Genomic DNA, 20,897 nt, shown 5'->3' on the forward strand with positions numbered 1-20,897 from the left:
GTCAGAACGGCAGCTTCATATCGGCCGGTAGGCCAAGGCTTTCGTAAAGCCGCTTCATCTCGTCCTGGCTGCGGTCGGCGGCCTTTTTCTGCGCGTCCTTGATCGCGGCAAGGATCAGGTCCTCGACCACTTCCTTCTGCGTGGGATCGAAGATCGTCGGGTTGATGTCGAGCGCCTTGAGCTCCCCCTTGGCGGTGCAGGTGGCGGTGACAAGGCCCGCGCCTGCCTCGCCCACGACGTTCATCTGGCCGAGGTTTTCCTGCAGTTCCGCCATCTTGGCCTGCATATCCTGCGCGGCCTTCATCATCTTGGCCATGTCGCCAAGTCCGCCCAAACCTTTCAGCATCGCGCTCTCCTCAGTTGTCCTCAAACGGGTCCCATTCATCCTCGACCTCGGGCAAAGCGGCGGTGGCCGCCTCGGTCCGGGTCTCGGACGGGGTCCTGATATCCTTGATCCGCGCGCCGGGGAAGGCCGCGAAGACCGCCTGCACCACGGGATGCGCCTTCATCTCCGCCTCGGCAGCCAGCCGGTCGGCGTCACGGTATTCGGCGATGGTGCGCCCGCCGCCCTCGGCCACGACCGAGACGCCCCAGCGCGCGCCGGTCCAACCCTGAAGGCGCTGGCCCAGTGTCTGCGCGAGGTCGCGGGGTGCGTCGGCGGTCGGTTCGAACTCGATCCGACCGGGCGCGTAGTGGACGAGACGCAGGTGGTTTTCCACCTCGATCAACAGCTTTACGTCGCGGTTGGCACGGATCAGTTCGACCACCGCCGCGAAGGTCGCGTAGCGTGCCAGCGCCACTTCGGGCGCCTGGGCGAGCGCGGTCGCCGCGCCATAGGCCGTGGGCGCCGAGGAGACGCTGGCGCGGGGCGCGGAATGCGTGACCCCGCCGCCTGGCACTCCGCCGCCCAGCACCGGGCCGCCGCCCTGCGGCGCGGAAATCGGCGCATCCTTCATCCGCCGCAAGAGCTGCTCCGGGTCGGGCAGGTCGGCCACATGGGTCAGGCGAATGATCGCCATTTCGGCCGCCATCATGGCGTTCGGGGCCGCCGCGACCTCCTCCAGCGCTTTCAGGAGCATCTGCCACATCCGGCTCAACACCCGCATCGGCAGCCGCTCGGCCATGGCAAGGCCGCGGGCGCGTTCGTCAGGGGAAACGGTCGGGTCCTCCGCCGCTTCGGGGGTGACTTTGATGACGCTCACCCAATGGGTGATCTCCGCCAGGTCGCGCAACACAGCCATCGGGTCGGCGCCGTCGGAATACTGCGCCGAAAGCTCCCCCAGCGCCTCCGCCGCCGCGCCCTTCATGATCCGGTCGAAGAGGTCGAGCACCCGGCCCCGGTCCGCCAGCCCCAGCATCGCGCGGACCTGGTCGGCGGTGGTTTCCCCCGCGCCGTGGCTGATCGCCTGGTCGAGAAGCGAGGTCGCGTCCCGCGCCGAGCCCTCCGCCGCCCGCGTGATCAGCGCCAGCGCCTCGTCTGTGATCTGGGCGCCTTCGGCGCCTGCGATCTTCTTCAGGAGCGCGATCATCACCTCGGGCTCGATCCGGCGCAGGTCGAAGCGTTGGCAGCGCGAAAGGACGGTCACGGGAACCTTGCGGATCTCCGTCGTGGCGAAGATGAACTTCACATGCGCCGGCGGTTCCTCAAGAGTCTTCAGAAGCGCGTTGAAGGCGTTGTTCGACAGCATGTGGACTTCGTCGATGATGTAGATCTTGTAGCGGGCCGAGGCCGCGCGGTAGTGCACGCTTTCGATGATCTCGCGGATATCGCCCACGCCGGTGCGGCTGGCGGCGTCCATCTCCATCACGTCGACGTGGCGGCCTTCCATGATCGCGACGCAATGTTCGCAGACCCCGCAGGGCTCGGTCGTGGGCCCGCCGGTGCCGTCGGGGCCGATGCAGTTCATGCCCTTGGCGATGATGCGCGCGGTCGTGGTCTTCCCGGTGCCGCGGATGCCGGTCATGATGAAGGCCTGCGCGATCCGTCCCGCCGCGAAGGCATTCTTCAGCGTGCGCACCATCGCGTCCTGGCCGACAAGGTCAGCAAAGGTTTCGGGCCGGTACTTGCGGGCAAGCACGCGGTAGGCGGTGGGGCTTGCGTCTGTCATTGCGCCTCGGGGTCAACGGGATTCGCGGTCGGAGGACAGACTAGGCCCCGGCGCCCGGCGCGTCCACCCGAGAGGGCGCGCCTAGCGGGCCCTGGCGATGCCCCAGCCCGGCCTACAGCGACCGCGTCACGCCGCCATCGACCCGCAGGCTTTGGCCGGTGATGTAGCTCGAGTCGTCGCTGAGCAGGAACGCGGCGGCCTTGCCCTGTTCCTCGGCCCGCGCCAGACGGCCCAGCGCGGACATCTTGGCGTATTTCTCGGGCAGGTTCAGGCTGTCCGTGAAGCCCGGCAGCAGGCAGTTCATGCGGATGTTCGCGGGGCCGTAACGGTCGGAGTAAAGCTTGGCGAAGGCGGAAACACCGACCCGGTAGACGCTCGACGTCGGGAACATCAGGCTCGGCTCGAAGGCCGAATAGGTGGTGATGCAGACGATCGAGCCGCCGCCCTGCTTCTCCATCACCGGGGTCACGAGCTTGGCCATGCGGATGACGGGTTTCAGGACCATGGCGTTGGCACGGTCCCAGTCCTCTTCCGGGATCTCCAGAAGGTCGCCCTTTGGCGGGCCGGCGACATGGATCAGGACCGCGTCGATACGACCGTAAGTCGTCATCGCGAGGTCGAATATGCCCTGGATATCGTCGGCATTTTCGGCGACGCCGCGCCGGGCCACGCCGCCCAGTTCGGCCGCCAGCTTCTCGCAACTGTCGGAGGGTGACATCAGCGCCAGTTCGTAGCCCTTCTTGCGCATTTCGCGGGCGGTGGCGGCCCCCATGCCACGTCCGCCGCCGACGATCAGGCAAACCTTGCCGCTCATGGGTACACTCCCTCACAGTTTGACCGGAACAGGTTTAGGTCAGTCCGCATACCACGGGCAAGCCCGCCCATCGGCCGCGCAAGGTTGCCTTCCGTAATCTTGACCGCCAAGGGGGGGGAGGGTGAGAGGCTGGACATCGACCCAGACGGGGCTCGTTACGGCTGCTTCCTTCCGGACCTGACCGGGTTGGCGAGGCGCCTGCCCGCGCCAACCTCTCGGGCGTCGATATAGGGCCATGCGCGCGGCTTGGCAAGGCGGGGATGCCCCGCCCCCGGGGCCGGGTCGAGGAGGGGTCCGCCCGGCCCGGCGCACGGCGCGCTTGAATACTTCGCCGTAATGGCGCTAATCAGAAGGAAGACAGCAAAAAATGAGAGGCAGAGGTGAGCGGCAACAACCCTGGTGAGCAGCGTCGCGCCCTGACGCTTCGTGATGTCTCCGAAGCCTCTGGCGTCTCGGAAATGACGGTAAGCCGCGTGCTGCGCAATCGCGGGGACGTTTCCGAAGGCACCCGCGACCGGGTGCTGGAGGCCGCCAAGCGGCTCGGCTACGTGCCCAACAAGATCGCGGGGGCGCTGGCCTCGCAGCGGGTCAATCTGGTCGCCGTGATCATCCCGTCGCTCTCCAACCTGGTCTTTCCCGAGGTGCTGAGCGGCATTTCGGCGGAGCTGGAGGAAACCGGGCTGCAACCGGTCTTCGGTGTCACCAACTACTCGGCGGAGCGCGAGGAGCTAGTGCTATACGAGATGCTGTCCTGGCGACCGTCGGGCGTGATCATCGCGGGGCTGGAACACACCGCCGCCGCGCGCGCCATGCTGGAGAACGCCGGCATTCCGATCGTGGAGATCATGGATGTCGACGGGCCGGTCGTCGATTCCGTCGTCGGCATTTCCCACAAGCGCGCCGGGCTTGAGATGGCCCGCGCCATCGTCAAGGCGGGTTACAGCCGGATCGCCTTCCTGGGCACCAAGATGCCGGACGATCACCGGGCGCGTAAACGCCTGGAAGGCTTCGAGGCGGGGCTCGCCGAAGCCGGGATCGAGCTTGTGGATCGAGAGTTCTACTCCGGCGGCTCGGCGCTGATGAAGGGGCGGGAGATGACCGAAGCGGTTCTGAGCCGCAGCCCGGAGGTGGATTTCCTTTATTACTCCAACGACATGATCGGGGCGGGGGGGCTGCTCTACTGCCTCGACAAGGGGATCGACGTGCCCGGACGCATCGGGCTTGCCGGCTTCAATGGGGTGGAGCTTCTGGAGGGCCTGCCGCGTCGGCTGGCGACCATGGACGCCTGCCGCCGGGAAATCGGGCGCCGTGCCGCCGCGATCATCTCCGGGCACAGCGAGGCAGGGCTGATCGGCGGGGAACGGGTGGAATTGACGCCCGTCCTGCAACCGGGCGATACGATCCGTCCGGCCTGATCGCGGGTGTTTCCGGCGCTCTAGCGCCGCAGGATGTAGATATCCATGATCCAGCCGTGATCGGCGCGGGCCTTGGCGCGCGTCTCGACGATGGTCTGGCCGATCTCGGCAAGCGGACCCGACAGGATGATCTGCTCGGCCATGCCGACATAGGCGCCCCACCAGATGGTGATGCCCTGGGGCTCGAGCGACTGGAAGGAACAGTCGCCGTCGAGCATCACCGCCAGGGTGTCGGCCTCTGCCGGCCAACCGCTTTCGCGCAGCTGGCGGCCCGTGGTGACAAGAAACGGGGCGCCGATTTCGTTGATGGGGATCGCATGGGCGGCGGTCAGGGCCTGAAGCGAGGTGATGCCCGGAATGACGCTGACAGTGACGGGCAGACGGCGCCCTACGCGTTCGGCGATCCTGAGGGTGCTGTCGTAAAGCGACGGATCGCCCCAGACCAGCAGCGCCACGCGCGCGTTCCCTTCGCAGTGGCTCCGGATGGTGTTCTCCCATACCTCCGCGATCGCGTCATGCCAGTCGTCCACGCCGCTGCGATAACTGGGGTTCGCGGCATCGCGCACGGGCAGGTCGAATTCGGCCACGCGGGTGTCCGTTCCGGCCAGCGCCTCGGCACATATTGCGCGTCGGAGTTCGGCCAGGTCTGCCTTGCTGTCGCCCTTGCGCGGGATCATGACCAGATCGGCGGACTTCATCGCCTTGATCGCCTGAAGCGTCAGGTGATCGGGGTTGCCGGTGCCGATGCCGATGAGAAGAAGTTCGATCATGTCCGCCATGGCCCCCTGTTAAGTTGCGACCCCGCGCCGCGGGGCGCGGGGTCGCTGTTCTTCCGGTCTCTGCCTCGGGCCTCAGCTTTGGCCGCTGTTCCAGGCCCTGGCACAAAGCCAGCCGAGCACCGCCCAGCTGACCAGCCCGACACCCAGCACGCGGGACGCGAATTCAGCCCCGAGTTCAGAGGGCGCCACGCCGAAGTACTGGTCCAGATGCGGCGCGCCCACGACATGCGGAGCGGCCAGAAGCGCGCCCGCGATGACGTAGCCGATCACGCCGCGCCCGTAGGCCAGAAGCGCGATCCCGCCGCCGGTTGCCAGGACCGTGGCAAGCCACCAGACCTGGCGCGCGTCCAGATCCGCCGCGGCCGTTCCGGGCAGCTCGGGCGCGAGACCCATCGCCGGGGCGAGTTGCAGCGCCACGAAACCCGCGATCCCCCAAAGGACCCCCTCGCGTGGGCCGACCTTGCGCCCGAACTGTTCGGCGGCCGCAAAGCCTGCGACGAGAAGAAGCCCGTAGCCGGCATAGATCAGCCCGGTAAAGAGGACCGTCTTCGCGTTGCGGGAAAGCGCGGAGTCTTCACTGGCCTCGCCCACATCGTGCTCGTGCGATTCGTCGGTCCCAGCGGCCTCGGAGTGGCCCTCGGATTGCGCGGTGGTTGCGCCCGCCTCGAAGTGCACCAGCTCACCGGTTTCATATTTCTCACCCAGGAGGATCAGCTCCTGAATGAAAGCGAAATGCAGCAGAGCCGAGAACAGCCCCGCTGCAAAGCCGGCGACAAGCCCGCCGGCGAACAGACGTTGAATCATTGGATCAGATCGGTCCGCGCTGCCTTAGTGGCAGGGGAAGCCCGTCGCGTGGCGCATGTCATGCGCGGCGTCGTGCAGCGTCGCGGACTGTGCGTGCCCGGCGAAGAAGATCACCGTGGCGCCGACCAGGGCGGCAAAAACGATCGAGGCAAGGGCGGTGCCGGTTTTGGCGGCGGTTTGGGTCATCGCGTTCATTTCATTCTCCTTCGTCGTCACACCCGACGACATTCGCGTTACCATCCTGCATGGCCGGTCTCCTGACTCGCGGGTCAAAGCGTGCTTTCCACCTTCCCGGCCGGGTTTCCCCGTCCAGTGGCTTTCGGAAAGCCGCTCGCCGCTTACAGTCGCGGGGGCGGTTGGGGCTTTGGGTGCCGCCTTTGGTCCACCCTTCCCCATTCCCGTTTCAGTCCGGACGCTTCGCGCCGCTTGGACACCATACGTCTTCCATGTGCCTATATCCCCCCCTCGCGGTCAAGGTGGAATCGCGGCACGTCGCTGCCTAAACGCGACCCGGCGCGGCCAGCGCCGCCGCGCAAGTTGCCCTTATCCCGGGATTCGGGCGATCGCCTTGGTCCTGAGCGCGCCGAGCGGGCGCGCATCCTCGAACGTCCCGTCGGCGGAGGCGAGGTACATCCGCGCGAACACCACCAGCTCGGGCAGGTCGCGCGTCGTGATGTCCCCGAAAAGATAGGCCGTCTTCCCCGGCGCCCGGAAGGCCAGCGTCGGCGCGCGCGTGCAGCCCGACATGCATTCGGTCGTTCGCACCGCGATGGGAAGCGACGCGGATGCCAGGGCCGCTTCCAGCGCGCTGGCGAAGGCCTCCTGCGCGGGGGCGCAGGATAGGCAGACGGTGGCGGTCGCCGCGCTCATGCGCCCTCGGCCAGCGGCCCGATCAGGATCAGCGCGGGACCATCCGCCGCCTCTTCTGCGATCTGCCGCTCCATCGTCGCGATGGTGCCGCGCGACAGTTTCTGAAGCGGGGTCGAGACGCTTTCGGCCAGCAGCGCCGGGGTGTCCGCAGGCATCCCCGCGCCGGTCAGCCGCCGCGCCAGCTCCGCAAAGGTGCGCTTGCCCATGAAGACCACGGTCGTCGCCGTGGGGTCCGCCAGCGCCGCGATGTTCAGGTCCTCCGGCAGGGCGCCGGTCACGTCATGGCCGGTCACGAACTGCACCCGCCGCGCGGTCAGCCGCCGGGTCAGCGGGATGCCTGCCGCCGCCGCCGCCGCCATCGCCGAGGTCACGCCCGGAATGACCTCGTAGCCCACCTCGGCCTCGCGGCAGGCGATGATTTCTTCCTCGAGTCGGCCGAACAACCCGCTGTCCCCCGATTTCAGCCGCACCACCCGCGCGCCCGAGGTCGCGTATTCGACCAGCAGGCGGCTCACGTGATCCTGCTTGGGCGAGGCGCGGCCCGCCCGCTTCCCGACGCCCACCAGGTCCGCGCCGTCGCGCGCATGGGCCAGGATCGGACCCGAGGAAAGGTCGTCGAACAGCACCGCGTCGGCCCGTTGCAGCCGGTCGACGGCCTTGAGCGTCAGCAATTCCGGATCGCCCGGCCCGGAAGAGACGAAACTGACGAAACCCTTCATGTGGCCTCCGCGATCAGGTGAAAGAACGTGCCGGTCGCCCGACGCCGGCGCGATCCGGTTTCCGGAACCGGGGCGCCGGTGGCGTCCAGAACCTCGGCCAGCGCCATATCCGGCTGATCGAGGATCGTCGAGTAGTGAAATTCATGACCCCTGAGCCGCGCGCCCGTGGTGTGACCCGGCACCGGGGCCAGAAGCCGCGCGGTCCGGTAGCCCAGATGCATGCGCCGCTTCTCGAACGAGGTGACAAGGCCCAGAAGTCCCAGCATCTGGTGCCGCGCGCCGGACTTGTCGATCAGGCCCGCGCCCATCGCCATGTAGCCCCCGCATTCCCCGTGCACGGGCCGGGTTTCGGCAAAGCGCTGCATCGCGCCGCGAAACCGCGCGGCTGCCGCCAGGCGGGCGCCGTGCAACTCGGGATAGCCCCCGGGCAGCCAGCAGCAATCCGCGCGCTCGTCCGGCCCCTCGTCGGCCAGTGGCGAAAACGGCAGCACCTCCGCCCCGGCGCGGCGCCAGCCGTCCAGAAGGTGAGGATAGACAAAGGAAAAGGCTTCGTCGCGCGCCAGGGCGATCCGCTGGCCGGGTGGGACCGTTGCGGCCAGTTCGCCCGCCGCGAGTCGCGTCGGTTGCGCGGCCGCGCGCAGGCCCGCAAGGTCCAGATGCTCCGCCACGAAATCGGCAGCATCGCCAAGGATGCGGTCCAGCTCGGCGGTCTCCTCGGCCTGCACCAGTCCCAGGTGCCGCTCGGGCAGGGCAACGGTCGCCCGCCGGGGCAGGGCGCCGAAGACCGTGATCCCCGCGACCGCCATCCCCGCGCGCACCAGTGCGTCGTGCCGGGGCGAGGCGACGCGGTTCAGGATCACGCCCGCGAGCGTCACATCCGCCCGCATCCGCGCGAAGCCCAGCGCCACGGCGGCGGCCGACTGCGCCTGCCCCGAGACATCCAGGACCAGAACGACCGGCCATCCGGTCAGCGCCGACAGATCGGCCGAGGCCCCGGTTCCCGCCTCGCCTGGCGCGGCGACACCGTCGAAAAGCCCCATCGACCCTTCCGCCAGCACCAGATCGGCGGGCTCCGCCGCGCCGATCAGTCCGGCGATCCGCGCCTCTGCCATCGCCCAGCTGTCAAGGTTGACCGACGCGCGCCCCGAGGCCGCGCGATGAAATGCCGGGTCGATGTAATCCGGCCCGGACTTGAAGGGTTGCACAGCCAGCCCCTGCCGCCGGAACGCGCCCAGAAGCCCCAGCATCACCGTGGTCTTGCCCGTGCCCGAGGCCGGGGCCGAGATGATGAGCCCCTTACTGGCCAAAGCCCGCCCCTTCTTCTTTTGCCAAATATCCTCGGGGGAGTGCGAGGGGGCAGACGACCCCCTCGCCCCGGTCGGCCCGCGACAGGCGGGCCGAAACGCCCGGGTTCGCCCTCACGATCCCGTCTCCGGGAAGCGCGGATGGGTGCCGACCGGCCGGTAGCGGCGGTCGTAGTCCCCGGCGTAAAGCCGGCTTTCATCGAAGTCTTCCGCCCCGATCGAACGGCCGACAAAGATCAGCGCGGTGCGCTCCATCTCCGCGCCCACGGCGGTTTCCAGCGTTTCGAGCGTTGCCCGAACGAGCCGCTGGTCGGGCCAGCTGGCGCGCCAGATGATCGCGACCGGGCAGTCCGCGCCGTAGTGCGGCGTCAGCTCGGCCACCACGCGGTCCAGCACATGGACCGACAGATGGATCGCCAGGAGCGCCCCGGTGCGGGCGAAGTTCTCCAGCGTCTCACCCTCGGGCATCGAGGTCGCTCGGCCCGAGGTCCGGGTCAGCACCACCGACTGCACGACCCCGGGGAGCGTCAGTTCCGCGCCAAGCGCCGCGGCGCCGGCGGCAAAGGATGGCACGCCCGGCGTCACGTCATAGGGAATGCCCAGCTCGCGCAGGCGCCGCAGTTGTTCGCCCATCGCCGACCAGACCGATAGGTCGCCCGAGTGCAGCCGCGCCACGTCCTGGCCCTTGGCATGGGCCGCCGCGATCTCCTTGATGATCGCGTCAAGCGACATCGGCGCGGTGTTCACGATCCGAGCGCCCTCGGGGCAATGCGACAGGATCGCCTCGGGGATCAGCGATCCCGCGTAAAGGCAGACCGGGGAGGACGCGATCAGGTCGCGCCCGCGCAGGGTCAGAAGGTCTGGCGCGCCGGGTCCGGCGCCGATGAAATGCACTGTCATTCGTCTCTCCCGATTGCGATGGCGGCCGTGGCCAGACCGTCGCCCGATACAACCCTTGGCCCCAGGAGCCGCGCCCCCGGACCTGCCGCCGCCAGCGCCGCCGCCTCGGCCAGCGATCCCGTGCCGAACCGTTCGGCCACCCGCGCGGAGCGGGTCGGCACCTGCTGCGCCGCCAGATCCGCCCGGCCGACCGTCCGGACGGACAGCCCCATCCGGCGCGCGGCCTCCTGCAGCGCTGCGGCGCCTGACTTCTCCTCGGCCGTCGCCAGCAGCCCGGCTCCGCCCCCCGCGCGCGTCACCGCATCGATCAGCGACTCCGGCGTTGCAGCGCCGCGAAAGCCGACCCCCGCGACCCTCATAGCGTCACGCTCCATTGCACGACGGGGCGCGCCGGGAGCCAGCCGCGCAAGCGCCCCAGCGGCTCCGAGATCGCCAGTTCGACCCGCAGGAGCGTGCCGCCAAGTTCGGCGTGGCAGGCCGCCAGAAGCGCCTCGGTCTCGATCGTGACGGCGTTGACGACCAGCCGCGTCCCTTTCGGCACGGCGGCGCGCACCGCCTTGATCCCAGCCGCCGTCGCGCCGCCGCCGATGAAGACCGCGTCGGGCCGGGGCAGCCCCGCCAGCGCCGAGGGCCAGTCGGCCTCATGCACCGACAGGCGGTGGGCGATCCCGAAGGCGGCGGCGTTGGCATGGATGTTGGCCACCCGGTCGGGTCGCGATTCCAGCGCCAGGGCCCCCGCGCCGGGCGCCGCCAGGCACCATTCCACCGCGACCGAACCCGATCCTGCGCCAAGGTCCCAGAGGCGTTCCCCCGGCCGGGGGGCCAGCGCCGAAAGCGTCAATGCGCGAACCGGTCGCTTGGTCATCACCCCGTCCGAGGCGAAAAGCGCGTCTTCAAGCCCGGAGGCGCGCGGCAGCCCCGCAGCACCTTCGACCTCGATCGCGACAGCGACCGGGTAGGCCGCGTCGTCGATGCCGCAACTGGCAGCCGTGGTCCGGCGAATCCGCTCGTCCGGACCGCCGAGCGATTCCAGCACCGTCAGCGCCGAAGAGCCGAACCCGCGCGCGCAAAGCCAGTCGGCCAGCCCGCGAACCGCCGCGCCGTCGCGCAGCAGGCAGATCGCCCGTACCCCGCGCCCAAGCACCGGCACCAGCCGCTCGAACGGGGCGGCGTGCAGGCCTAGGCAAACGGTTTCCTCGATGCGCCAGGCCAGGCGCGAGGCCGCGAGCGAAAAGGTCGAGGGCGCGGGATGGGAGACCCATTCGCCGGGCGCGAGATGCGCGGCCAGCGACCCGCCCGCCCCGTGCCAGAAGGGATCGCCCGAGGCCAGCACAACCACGTGGTGCCCGCGCTCGGCCAGGACCGGTGCGATGTCGAAGGGCACGGGCCAGGGGCGACCGCGCGGGCCCGCCTCGGCAAGCGCCAGGTGACGGGGGCCGCCAAAGATGATATCCGCCGTGGCCAGCGCGGCGCGGCAGGTCTCGGACAGACCCGCCAGCCCATCCTCGCCAAGCCCGATGATCGCCAGCCAGGGATCAGACATGACGCGCGTCCTTCTTCTGGGCGGAACCACCGAGGCCAGCCAACTGGCCCGCCACCTTGCGGCCCAACGCGTCGATGCGGTCTTTTCCTACGCGGGCCGGACCGAGGCGCCCGTGGCGCAGCCGCTTCCCATGCGGATCGGCGGTTTCGGCGGCGTCGCGGGGCTGGCGGACTACCTCAGCGCCGAAAGCATAACCCATGTGGTCGATGCGACCCACCCCTTCGCCGCGCAGATGAGCCGGAACGCGGTCGCCGCCTGCGAAGCCACCGGGACGCCGCTCTGTGCCTTCGAACGGGCGCCCTGGATGGCGGGCGCGGGCGACCGCTGGACCCATGTGCCCGATATCGCGGGTGCCGTCGCGGCCTTGCCGGAGGCGCCGTCCCGCGTCTTTCTGGCCATCGGCAAGCAGAACCTCGGCGACTTCGCCCGGGCGCCCCAGCACCACTACCTGCTGCGACTGGTCGATGCGCCCGAGGGGCCCTTGCCCCTGCCGGACGCCGAGGCCGTCATCGCCCGGGGCCCGTTCGACGCGGCGGGCGATCGCGCGCTGCTGCAAGACCGCCGGATCGGCTGGATCGTCGCCAAGAACGCCGGCGGCAGCGGGGCCCGCGCCAAGCTTGACGCCGCGCGGGCGCTCGGCCTTCCGGTGATCCTGATCGACCGGCCGGCGCTTCCGCCCCGCCGGGTCGCGGACAGTATCGAAAAGGTGATGGCGTTCCTCGCTCACCGCGCCGACCTGGGGGTATAGACGAAGCGGCCCACATGGCGCGTGTCGGCGTTGCCGACGATCACGACGGTGCGCATGTCGGCCATCTCCGGCGTGGCCTCGCCCAGACGGACGGTCGAAAGCCGTTCCTCCGGCGTGGTCACGGCGCGCGCAAACGAGATCAGCCGGTCGGGTCCGCATTCCTCGCGCAGAATGTCCAGCGCGCGGGCGAACTGGTGCGGGCGGCTCTTGGAGCGCGGATTGTAGAAGGCCATGGCAAAGCCCGCCTGCGCGGCCAAGCGCAGCCGGTGTTCGACAAGGTCCCAGGGCTTGAGGTTGTCAGATAGGTTGATCGCGCAGAAATCATGCCCCAGGGGCGCGCCCAGCCGCGCGGCCGCCGCGAGCATGGCCGTGATCCCCGGCAGGATGCGGATGTCGAAGGCGTCAGGGTCGGAGCGCGCCTCCAGCGCCTCGAAGAGGGCCGAGGCCATGGCAAAGACCCCCGGATCGCCCGAGGAGACCACGACCACGCGGCGCCCCTCGGCGGCCATGTCCAGCGCGTGGTTGGCGCGATCCAGCTCCACCCGGTTGTCGGAGGGGTAAAGGCTCAGCCCCTCGCGCGGGGCGACGCGGGCGACGTAGGGGATGTAGCCCACCACATCGGTCGCCTCGGCCAGAACCGCGCGCACCTCTTCGGTGACAAGCCGTTCGTCCCCCGGGCCAAGGCCCGCCACAGCGACCCAGCCGTTGTTGGTCCCGCCGCTCATGGCCGCCGCCCTTGGCCGTGTACGACGACGATGGAGAAGTAGGGTGCGACCTCCTCGGCCTCCGACAGGCGTTGAACGCGCTGCCCGTTCATGGTGCCGCGCTCAACGATCCAGGCCGCATCGATCCGCCCGGCCGCGGCCAGCGCCCGGCGCAGTTTCGGCAGGTTGCGGCCGATCTTCATGACGACAAGCGCGTCGGTTTCACGGGCGCGCCGGACCAACTCCTCCTCGGGCAGGGTCGCCATGGCGACGGTCAGGACGTCGTCACCCCAGGTGATCGGCGATCCCGTCGCGGTCCAGCAGCCCGACATGCCGGTGATGCCCGGCACCACCTCAAGCTCCGCGCGGCCCTGAAGTCGCGAGTGCAGATGCATGAAGGAGCCGTAGAAGAACGGGTCGCCCTCGCACAGCACCACGACGTCCTCGCGCTGGGCCAGTTCGGCCAGCCAGTTCGCCCAGTCCTCGTAGAACTCCGCGAGCAGGCGGTTGTATTCGGGGTCCGCGAAATGGATCTCGGTCGTGACGGGGTATTCCATCGGGTATTCGGCCGCGCCCTCGGGCAGGATGCCGCTGACGATCTGGCGGGCTTGCCCGATATGGCCAGCCTTGCGGAAATAGGCGACATGGCGCGCCGAGCGCAGCAGGCGGTCGGCGCGGACGCTCATCAGTTCGGGGTCGCCGGGCCCGAGGCCCAGGCAGATCACCTTGCCCATGGTCATTCCTTCCGGCTGGCAAGCGCGTTGACGGCGGCGACCGTGATGGCGGACCCGCCGAGGCGGCCCTTCACGATCACCGAGGGGGCGGGCAGGTCCTGCATCAGCGCGTCCTTCGATTCCGCCGCGCCGACGAAACCGACCGGGCAACCGATGATGGCCGCCGGGCGCGGGCAGGCTGGGTCTTCCAGCATGTTGAGCAGGTGGAAAAGCGCGGTCGGCGCGTTGCCGATCGCGACCACCGCGCCCTCAAGATGCGGACGCCACAGTTCCAGCGCCGCGGCGGAGCGGGTGTTGCCCATCGCGCGCGCCATATCGGGCACGCGCGGGTCGTGGAGGGTGCAGATGACCTCGTTGCCCGCGGGCAGGCGCGGGCGGGTGATCCCCTCGCTCACCATGCGCGCGTCGCACAGGATCGGTGCGCCCGCCTCCAGCGCCGCGCGGGCGGCAATGGCCATGCCGGGGGAGAAGCGCACATGCTCCTCCAGCCCCACCATCCCGGCGGCGTGGATCATGCGGACCACGACCACTTCTTCCTCGGGGGTGAAGCGGGCAAGGTCGGCCTCGGCGCGGATGGTGGCGAAGCTCTCTAGGTAGATCGCGGCGCCGTCGGTCTGGTAGCTATGGGGCATCTTGGGTCTCAAACAGGGAAGCGGGATGGGCGGCCAAAGTGTCGGGCGAGAGCCCGGTGGCCGCAGGCGTGTCGGCGGCGGTTCCGCCAAGGATCAGATCGACGCTGCCATCGACGCGCCCGACCAGCGTGCGGGGCGCGAGGCCCGGATGGGCGCAGCCCTTGGCGCAGCCGGAAACGTGCAGGACCGACCCGGTCGGCAGCGCTGGGGCCAGCGCGCGGGCCAGCGGCCGGGTCGCGATCAGGGCCTGCGGGCAGCCGGGGGTGCCGGTGCAGGCGGTCACGCGCAGCATCGGGTCGTCGGGATCGGTGATCAGACTGGGCGCGCGCGGCGCCTGCGCCGCGCCCTCGATCAAAAGCATGCGCCAGGGCGTGACGCGCAGCGCGCCCGCGTCGGCAAGTGCGGCCAGCGTCTCGCCGCGCATCTGCCCAAACTCGAACGCCACGAGGTAGCCAGGACCCGCCGGGCCGGGGGCCGGGGGCGGGGTGATGGCGCGGGGCAGGGCGGGCGCCTCGCGGAACGTCTCGGGCAGCACCGCCCCGCGCGCGATATGGGCGGACATGCGGCCCCGGCCTTGCGGCGCGCCGCCGGTGGCAAGGAACCAGTGCGCCAGATCGAGCGCCCGGTCGGCGACGGTTTCGGCCGTGGCCCGCGCCCCGGTTCCCGCGCCGTCGGCGCGGACCAGAAGCCCGCCGGGCATCGCCTCGATCCGGATATCGGCCGAGACGCCGGACAAGACCGGCTCCGCCCCGCAATCGACGGCATAGCCGAACTTCCCCGGCGTCGCGGGCGCGCCGGGGGCGGTCAGCGCGGCGGCCAGGGCGGTCACGATGCCCTGCACCCCGTCGCCATCCTGCCAGAACGGGGTCACGACGATGTTGCGGCGGCTTTCGGCCTCGGTCGTTTCGTCGATCAGGCCAAGCGCTGACAGCCCCGCGATCAGCGGCCCATGCGCGGCCTCGCTCACGCCGCGAAGCTGGACATTGGCGCGCGCCGACAGGTCGATCAGGCCGTTGCCGTGGCGCGCCGACAGTTCGGCGATGCCGCGCGCCTGATCGGGCGTCAGCCGTCCGCCGCGCGGGCGCACGCGCACCACAAGCCCATCGCCCGACATCATCGGGCGCAGGGCCCCCGGGCACCAGCCCTGTACGATCGGCGCGCTCATCCCGCCCCTCCCATCGCGATGGAATTGCGGCGCGTCACCCAAAGGCCTGCATCGCGCAGGGCCTCGAAACGGTCGCGCATGGCCTGAAGGGCGGCGGGGTTTTCACGCTCCATGAAGTCCACGACTTCGTCCCGGCCCAGCGTCGCCTCGTGATAAAGGTCGAACAGATGCGCCGGGACCGCGCGGGCCAGATGCGCGAAGGCCGCCATGTGGTCGAGCGTGGCGGCGATCTCGGCCGCGCCGCGGAAGCCGTGGTTCATCATCCCGTCGGTCCAGTTCGGGTTCGCCGCGCGGGCGCGCACGACGCGGCCGACCTCTTCGGAGAGCGTGCGGGCACGGGGGGCGTCGGGGCGCGTCGCGTCGAGGTGATAGAGCGCGGGCGCCTCCTTGCCGAGCCGCGCTGCGGCGGCGGCAAAGCCGCCTTCATGCGCCGCATAGTCCGAGGCCAGAAGCAGATCGGTTTCCGCAAGGTCCTGCACATGGACGAACCCGTCGGCGCCCAGAACCCGTGCCTCCAGCGCCTCGCGGTCCTGGCGCGCCGCGCCGGAGGGATCGAGCGCCCATTCCGAGCCCGACAGCCAGGCCTCGCCCGCGGCCAGCCGGCCCTCGGGGCCATAGTCTTCCAGCGTTTCGGTCATCGACAGGCCGTAAAGCCCCGGCTTCGGCCCGAAAACCCGGGGGCTTGCGGTCCGGTAGGGGTTGTCCTCGGGCGCTTCCTCGCGCTCCGCAAGGGCGGCGGCCGCGCCTTCGAAAAGCTGCGCAAGGCCGGGGAAGACATCGCGGAAGAGGCCCGAAACCCGCAGCGTCACGTCGATGCGCGGACGGCGCAGAAGCGCCAGCGGCACGACCTCGAAGCCAGAGATACGCTCGGACCCCTCGTCCCATTTGGGGGCCAGCCCGGCCAGGTGCAGTGCCATGGCGAATTCCTCGCCCGCCGTGCGCATGGTTGCCGAACCCCAGAGGTCCACGACCAGAGATTTCGGCCAGTCGCCCTGGTCCTGAAGGTGGCGGCGCAGCAATTCCTCGGCCAGCTTCACGCCTTGCGCATGGGCGGCGCGCGATGGCACCGCGCGCGGGTCGGTGGTGTAAAGGTTGCGCCCCGTCGGCAGCACGTCCGTGCGCCCGCGGAAGGGCGAACCGGACGGCCCGGCATCCACCCGCGCGCCGTCCAGCGCGGCCAGAAGCCCCTGGCGTTCCTCTGCCCCGCATTGGCCGGTGCCGAAGATATGCAGCCCCTCGCCATACTGGCTTTCCTTGATGTCGCAGACGAAGCGGTCGATCCGGGTGATCGCCTCGGCCGGAGAGGCGTCCGCCCGCAGGCCCAGGTCATCCTCGACGCCACGGCCGCGCGCCTCTTCGCGAATGGCCTCGATCAACCGGTCGCGGCGGGCAGGGTCGAGCCCGTCCGCGGTCGAATATTCGTCGAGCAGCCGCTCAAGCCGGCCCAGATCCTCGGGCACCGCGCTTTCGACCAGCGGGGGCGGCAGGTGGCCGATGGTGACGGCACCGACCCGGCGCTTGGCCTGCGCGGCCTCACCGGGGTCGTTGACGATGAAGGGGTAGATGACCGGCAGGTTGCCCGTCAGCGCCTCGGGCCAGCAGTTGGCCGAGAGCGCCACCGACTTGCCCGGCAGCCATTCGAGCGTCCCGTGCGCGCCGACATGGACCAGCGCGTGGATCCCCTGCGCCCTGAGCCAGAGGTAGAAGGCGACATAGGCGTGGCGCGGCGTCCGGCTCAGGTCATGGTAGTCGTCGGCGCGGGTCCGGACCTCTCCCCGTTCCGGCTGCAGCGCGACGAGGGCCTGGCCCCGGCGCAGCGCGCGGAAGCGGAACTGCCCATCGGCCACGGCAGGGTCGTCCTCGGGCGCACCCCATGCGGCGCTGAGCGTCTCGCGAAGCGGTTCGGGAAGGCGGCCCAGGTGGTCGCGGTAGTCGGCGACCGGCCAGGTCAGGGTCTCGGCGGCCAGCGCCTTGCCGAGATCCGCGCCGGTTTCCACGGCATGGCCGCCGTCCTTCAGCGCGCCCAGCATCCCCTCGACCGAGGCCAGCGCATCAAGGCCCACGGCATGGGCCAGTTGGTACGCCTTGCCGGGATAGGTCGAGAGCACCAAGGCCATGCGTCGATCGGCGGCAGGGGTCCGGGACAGCCGGTGCCAGCCCGCGATCCGGTCGGCAATCGCGGCGATCCGGTCCGGATCGGCCCGGTGGGTGAAGCGGGAATACTGAAGGTCAGGGTCCTTCTTGCCGGCGCTCTTGAAGCTCGCGGCGCCCGCGAAGATGCGTCCATCGACCTCGGGAAGAACGACATGCATCGCCAGGTCTGCGGGCGAGAGGCCGCGTTCCGCCCCCGCCCAATCCTTGCGCCGCGCAGTCGACAGCGCGACCTGGAAGACCGGGCAGCCACCCGCGTCCAGCGCCGATGGGGCGCCATCCGCGCCCCGCGCCGAAAAGGCGGTGGCGTTGACGATGGCCGCCGGGGCCAGGCGGGCGAGTTCGAACCGGAGCCAGGTCGCCGCAGCAGCGTCCTTCAGGCTGGGGGCAAAGGCGCCGATGGCGTCAAAGCCCCGCGCCTCAAGTGCCGCGATCAGGGCATCGACCGGATCGGTGTCGGCCGAGGTCAGGTAGGAGCGGTAGAAGGTCACGACCGCCAGCGGTCGGTCGCCGGCCTCGGGCGCCGGTGCGATGCCGCTGCCCGGACGATACCAGCCGTAGGGTGGTACGGTCTTTTCTCCCGCCACCGGGCCAGCGTATAGGCCCGCGGCCAGCGCCAATTGCTGCAACGCGGCCTGCGCGGCCACCGCGCCACCTGCGTCGCAAAGCGTCTGGAGCCGTCTGAGCGTGGATTTCGGCAGGGTGGACAACTCGTCCAGCCGCGCGTCTTCCCGGCCGTCGGCGGGCAGGATCGCCAGCGCGATGCCGTTCCTGCGCGCCAGGTCCTGCACCTGTGCCAGCCCGTAGGGCCAGTAGCTTTCACCGCCGATGAGCCGGATCAGGATGCCCTTGGCGCCCGAAAGCGTGCGTTCGGCATAGGTATCGACCGACAGCGGATGGCGCAGCGCCACGAGATTGGCGAGCCTCAGTGTCGGCAGCTTGCCGCCCGCGCGATGCCATCCCGCCGCGAAGGCGCCCAGGTCGCTGTCGGAAAACGAAAGCGCCACCAGCTCGGCCGGGTCCTGGCCGAGGTCGGTGGGCGTTTCGGTTTCCTCCAGCCCGTGGCTTTCGCGGAAGACGACATGCATCGCGGATCAGGCCCCGAGGGTTTCCGGAACCAGCACCGCGCGGATCGCGGCCGGGTCCACATCGTCATGCTCACCGATCACGACCAGCTTGGACGCGCGGGGCGTCTCGCCCCAGGGGCGGTCGAACTGGGCGCGCACACGCTCCCCCACCGCCTGGACGAGCAGGCGCATCGGCTTGCCGGTCACGGCGACATAGCCCTTGACCCGCAGGATGTTCTGTTCGCGGGCAAGCCGCGCGATGGCGGCTTTCAGCGCCTCGGGGTCGGCGACCTCCGGCAGGTCAATGACCACGGTGTCGAAATCGTCGTGTTCGTGGTCGTCATGCCCGTCGTGATGCGAGGGGCGGGCGGCCAAGTCGTCCTCTGCCGCCGCACCCAGCCCCAGGATCACGGCCGGGTCGATCCGGCCCTCTTCCATCGGCAGGATCGGCAGCTTGCGCGGCGCCTCGGCCTCGATCACCGCGCGGGCGGCGGCAAGGCCCGCGTCACCGGCCAGGTCGGCCTTGGACAGAAGCACGATGTCGGCGCAGGCGATCTGGTCCTCGAACACCTCGGACAGCGGCGTTTCGTGGTCGATGCTTTCGTCGGCCTCGCGCTGGGCCTGGACCGCATCGACATCGGGGGCGAAGCGGCCTGCCGCGACGGCCTCCGCATCGGCCAGCGCGATGACGCCGTCCACGGTGATGCGCGAGCGGATCGCCGGCCAGTCGAAGGCCTTCAAGAGCGGCTTCGGCAGCGCCAGGCCCGAGGTCTCGATCAGGATGTGGTCGGGACGTTGCGGCAGCGCCATCAGCGCCTCGATCGTCGGGATGAAGTCGTCGGCGACGGTGCAGCAGATGCAGCCGTTCGCAAGCTCGACGATATTCTCCGCCGGGCAGTTTTCATCGGCGCAGGATTTCAGGATGTCGCCATCAACGCCCACGGTTCCGAATTCGTTGACGAGGACCGCCAGCCGCTTGCCCTGCGGATTCAGCATCAGGTGGCGGATCAGCGTGGTCTTGCCCGCGCCCAGAAAGCCGGTGATGACGGTGACGGGGATTTTCGACAGGTCGGACATTCAGCTCTCCATCGGGGGGATACGGGCAAGCGACTGCTTGCGGAAGATCACCGGGCGGTCGCGCCAGGGCACAAGACCGTCCGCGGTTGCGGCATAGGCGGCGGCACCGGCGAGGATATCGGCGACATGGGTGTCGGGGTCCATGCCGCGGTAGACATAGGACCAGCGGCCGGGGCCGGTCAGTGCGATGTTGCAGCCGTGGTCGCAGGCCGAAAGGCATTCGACGGGTACGATGCGCACGCCCTCGGGGGCGCCGGCCTGTTCCAGCGCGGCCAGCAGCCGGGCGCCGGGGCGCGCCTCGTCCTCCGCGATGGGCTGACCCATCCGGCAGGTGGTGCAGATATGAAGCGTTACCGTCACGTTCGTCGTCCTTCCTTCCGGGGGAAGGGGCAGACCCGCAGGGATATCTCTCGATATCCGGGCCGGTCGCGGAACACCCCGTCCGCCGTCGCGTCATTTCCTTGCTGGCAGGTCTCCCGGCTTGCGGATGTCGGGGCCTGGCGGCCCCGGCGGCCCCACCCCCTTCCCGGCGCGATGCCAGTGGTCTGGGGGGCCTCTCCGGTCACGGTCGCGGGGGCGGCTGCGCTTCGGCACCGGACCGTCAAAGGTCGCAAAGCCTGTCGCATTCCCTCTTCGCCTGCCCTAAGACAGGAACCAGCACCGCCTCCCCTGAGGCATGGGTGCCCCCTTGTCAAGCAACGGAAGGGACCATGACAGAGCAGAAAGCGACGCAACCCGAAGAAGAGGCCCTGCGCCATGCCCAGAAGATGGCCAAGAAGAAGGCCGCGCGGGACAAGATCATGGCCACCAAGGAAGGCGAGAAGGGGCTGATCATCGTCCATACCGGCGCGGGGAAGGGCAAGAGCTCCTCCGCCTTCGGGATGATTCTGCGCTGCATCGCGCATGAGATGCCCTGCGCGGTCGTGCAGTTCATCAAGGGCGCCTGGTCGACCGGAGAGCGCACGCTGATCGAGGCGCATTTCGGAGACCTGTGCCAGTTCTACGCCATGGGAGAGGGCTTCACCTGGGAGACCCAGGACAAGGAACGCGACATCGCCGCCGCGCGCCGGGGCTGGGAAAAGGCCAAGGAGTTGATCCGCGACGAGAGGAACCAGATGGTGGTGCTCGACGAGATAAACATCGCGCTGCGCTACGACTACCTGCCGGTGTCCGAGGTGGTCGAGTTCCTGGCGACCGAGAAGCCCGCGATGACGCATGTCGTGCTCACCGGGCGCAATGCCAAGGAGGAGCTGATCGAGATCGCGGACCTGGTGACGGAGATGACGCTGGTCAAGCACCCGTTCCGGTCGGGGATCAAGGGCCAGAAGGGCGTGGAGTTCTGAGGCGACGGCCGGGGGCCAGC

The 20,897-nt window shown here is 69.8% G+C and carries 22 protein-coding genes, 1 other RNA gene and 2 riboswitches; of the genes, 3 read left to right on the forward strand and 20 right to left on the reverse strand.

Going from position 1 to position 20,897, the window contains the following annotated elements; translation table 11 throughout:
• Window position 1 precedes the first annotated feature (1 nt).
• The 4 genes from OE647_RS04380 to ffs all read right to left on the reverse strand — a co-directional run bounded on the left by OE647_RS04380 (window position 2) and on the right by ffs (window position 3,140).
• Window positions 2-346, reverse strand: a complete 345-nt coding sequence (locus OE647_RS04380; protein WP_263720444.1) for a YbaB/EbfC family nucleoid-associated protein — start codon at window positions 344-346, stop codon at window positions 2-4.
• A 10-nt stretch (window positions 347-356) separates the two neighbouring features.
• Entirely contained in the window at window positions 357-2,108 is a 1,752-nt protein-coding gene (locus tag OE647_RS04385; RefSeq protein WP_263720445.1) for a DNA polymerase III subunit gamma/tau, read from the reverse strand.
• Window positions 2,109-2,220: 112 nt separating this feature from the next.
• Window positions 2,221-2,922 carry an SDR family oxidoreductase gene (locus OE647_RS04390; RefSeq protein WP_263720446.1) on the reverse strand — a complete coding sequence of 234 codons (702 nt, stop codon included), beginning with the start codon at window positions 2,920-2,922 and terminating at the stop codon, window positions 2,221-2,223.
• Between the two features lie 119 nt (window positions 2,923-3,041).
• An RNA gene (gene ffs, locus OE647_RS04395) (signal recognition particle sRNA small type) lies at window positions 3,042-3,140 on the reverse strand.
• Window positions 3,141-3,302: 162 nt separating this feature from the next.
• On the opposite strand from ffs, the gene OE647_RS04400 reads away from it, so the two are divergent.
• Window positions 3,303-4,337, forward strand: coding sequence for a LacI family DNA-binding transcriptional regulator (locus OE647_RS04400; RefSeq protein WP_263720447.1), 1,035 nt, complete (start codon window positions 3,303-3,305; stop codon window positions 4,335-4,337).
• 20 nt (window positions 4,338-4,357) lie between these two features.
• Here OE647_RS04400 and cobF read toward each other — a convergent pair whose 3' ends face one another.
• The 9 genes from cobF to cbiE form a co-directional block, all read right to left on the reverse strand.
• Window positions 4,358-5,107: a precorrin-6A synthase (deacetylating) gene (cobF, locus tag OE647_RS04405; RefSeq protein WP_263720448.1), complete on the reverse strand. Its 750-nt coding sequence runs from the start codon at window positions 5,105-5,107 to the stop codon at window positions 4,358-4,360.
• An 81-nt stretch (window positions 5,108-5,188) separates the two neighbouring features.
• Window positions 5,189-5,920, reverse strand: a complete 732-nt coding sequence (locus OE647_RS04410) for a CbtA family protein (RefSeq protein ID WP_263720449.1) — start codon at window positions 5,918-5,920, stop codon at window positions 5,189-5,191.
• A 24-nt stretch (window positions 5,921-5,944) separates the two neighbouring features.
• On the reverse strand, window positions 5,945-6,115 hold the full coding sequence (locus tag OE647_RS04415; protein ID WP_263720450.1) for a CbtB domain-containing protein: 171 nt from the start codon (window positions 6,113-6,115) through the stop codon (window positions 5,945-5,947).
• A gap of 35 nt (window positions 6,116-6,150) precedes the next feature.
• A riboswitch (cobalamin riboswitch) is annotated at window positions 6,151-6,373 on the reverse strand.
• A 90-nt stretch (window positions 6,374-6,463) separates the two neighbouring features.
• Window positions 6,464-6,790, reverse strand: coding sequence for a DUF1636 domain-containing protein (locus tag OE647_RS04420; protein ID WP_263720451.1), 327 nt, complete (start codon window positions 6,788-6,790; stop codon window positions 6,464-6,466).
• Window positions 6,787-7,509, reverse strand: coding sequence for a uroporphyrinogen-III C-methyltransferase (gene cobA / locus OE647_RS04425; RefSeq protein ID WP_263720453.1), 723 nt, complete (start codon window positions 7,507-7,509; stop codon window positions 6,787-6,789). Before cobA ends, OE647_RS04420 begins: the two co-directional genes overlap by 4 nt.
• Complete coding sequence (locus OE647_RS04430) at window positions 7,506-8,816, reverse strand: cobyrinate a,c-diamide synthase (RefSeq protein ID WP_263720454.1); 1,311 nt, start codon at window positions 8,814-8,816, stop codon at window positions 7,506-7,508. Before OE647_RS04430 ends, cobA begins: the two co-directional genes overlap by 4 nt.
• A 111-nt stretch (window positions 8,817-8,927) precedes the next feature.
• Window positions 8,928-9,713 (reverse strand): precorrin-4 C(11)-methyltransferase, encoded by a 786-nt coding sequence (gene cobM / locus OE647_RS04435; RefSeq protein ID WP_263720455.1) that lies wholly within the window; start codon window positions 9,711-9,713, stop codon window positions 8,928-8,930.
• On the reverse strand, window positions 9,710-10,072 hold the full coding sequence (locus OE647_RS04440; protein ID WP_263720456.1) for a cobalamin biosynthesis protein: 363 nt from the start codon (window positions 10,070-10,072) through the stop codon (window positions 9,710-9,712). The genes cobM and OE647_RS04440 overlap by 4 nt, the downstream gene beginning before the upstream one ends.
• Window positions 10,069-11,256 carry a precorrin-6y C5,15-methyltransferase (decarboxylating) subunit CbiE gene (gene cbiE / locus OE647_RS04445; protein ID WP_263720457.1) on the reverse strand — a complete coding sequence of 396 codons (1,188 nt, stop codon included), beginning with the start codon at window positions 11,254-11,256 and terminating at the stop codon, window positions 10,069-10,071. The genes OE647_RS04440 and cbiE overlap by 4 nt, the downstream gene beginning before the upstream one ends.
• Here cbiE and OE647_RS04450 point away from each other — a divergent pair.
• Complete coding sequence (locus tag OE647_RS04450) at window positions 11,255-12,004, forward strand: cobalt-precorrin-6A reductase (protein ID WP_263720458.1); 750 nt, start codon at window positions 11,255-11,257, stop codon at window positions 12,002-12,004. The genes cbiE and OE647_RS04450 overlap by 2 nt on opposite strands.
• Here the strand turns inward: OE647_RS04450 and cobJ are convergent.
• From cobJ to OE647_RS04485, 7 genes are read right to left on the reverse strand one after another with little or no spacing between them, the layout of a single operon-like run.
• Window positions 11,980-12,729, reverse strand: coding sequence for a precorrin-3B C(17)-methyltransferase (cobJ, locus tag OE647_RS04455; protein WP_263720459.1), 750 nt, complete (start codon window positions 12,727-12,729; stop codon window positions 11,980-11,982). The two genes, OE647_RS04450 and cobJ, sit on opposite strands and share 25 nt — an antisense overlap.
• Window positions 12,726-13,442 (reverse strand): precorrin-2 C(20)-methyltransferase, encoded by a 717-nt coding sequence (locus OE647_RS04460; RefSeq protein ID WP_263720627.1) that lies wholly within the window; start codon window positions 13,440-13,442, stop codon window positions 12,726-12,728. Before OE647_RS04460 ends, cobJ begins: the two co-directional genes overlap by 4 nt.
• 2 nt (window positions 13,443-13,444) lie before the next feature.
• Complete coding sequence (locus OE647_RS04465; protein WP_263720460.1) at window positions 13,445-14,074, reverse strand: precorrin-8X methylmutase; 630 nt, start codon at window positions 14,072-14,074, stop codon at window positions 13,445-13,447.
• Complete coding sequence (gene cobG / locus OE647_RS04470; protein WP_263720461.1) at window positions 14,064-15,239, reverse strand: precorrin-3B synthase; 1,176 nt, start codon at window positions 15,237-15,239, stop codon at window positions 14,064-14,066. Before cobG ends, OE647_RS04465 begins: the two co-directional genes overlap by 11 nt.
• A complete protein-coding gene (gene cobN / locus OE647_RS04475; RefSeq protein WP_263720462.1) occupies window positions 15,236-18,478 on the reverse strand; it encodes a cobaltochelatase subunit CobN in 3,243 nt (1,080 codons plus the stop codon). The genes cobG and cobN overlap by 4 nt, the downstream gene beginning before the upstream one ends.
• 6 nt (window positions 18,479-18,484) lie before the next feature.
• The gene (cobW, locus tag OE647_RS04480; RefSeq protein ID WP_263720463.1) at window positions 18,485-19,534 is read right to left on the reverse strand and encodes a cobalamin biosynthesis protein CobW; all 1,050 of its coding nucleotides are present in this window, start codon (window positions 19,532-19,534) and stop codon (window positions 18,485-18,487) included.
• The gene (locus OE647_RS04485) at window positions 19,535-19,894 is read right to left on the reverse strand and encodes a DUF1636 domain-containing protein (RefSeq protein WP_263720464.1); all 360 of its coding nucleotides are present in this window, start codon (window positions 19,892-19,894) and stop codon (window positions 19,535-19,537) included. It lies immediately after the preceding gene.
• A gap of 89 nt (window positions 19,895-19,983) precedes the next feature.
• Window positions 19,984-20,208: riboswitch (cobalamin riboswitch) on the reverse strand.
• A 36-nt stretch (window positions 20,209-20,244) separates the two neighbouring features.
• Between OE647_RS04485 and cobO the strand changes: the two genes are divergently transcribed.
• Window positions 20,245-20,877, forward strand: coding sequence for a cob(I)yrinic acid a,c-diamide adenosyltransferase (gene cobO / locus OE647_RS04490; RefSeq protein WP_263720465.1), 633 nt, complete (start codon window positions 20,245-20,247; stop codon window positions 20,875-20,877).
• Window positions 20,878-20,897 lie beyond the last annotated feature (20 nt).

This window comes from Albidovulum sediminicola, from assembly GCF_025751575.1.
Classification (GTDB): Bacteria; Pseudomonadota; Alphaproteobacteria; order Rhodobacterales; family Rhodobacteraceae; genus Albidovulum; species Albidovulum sediminicola.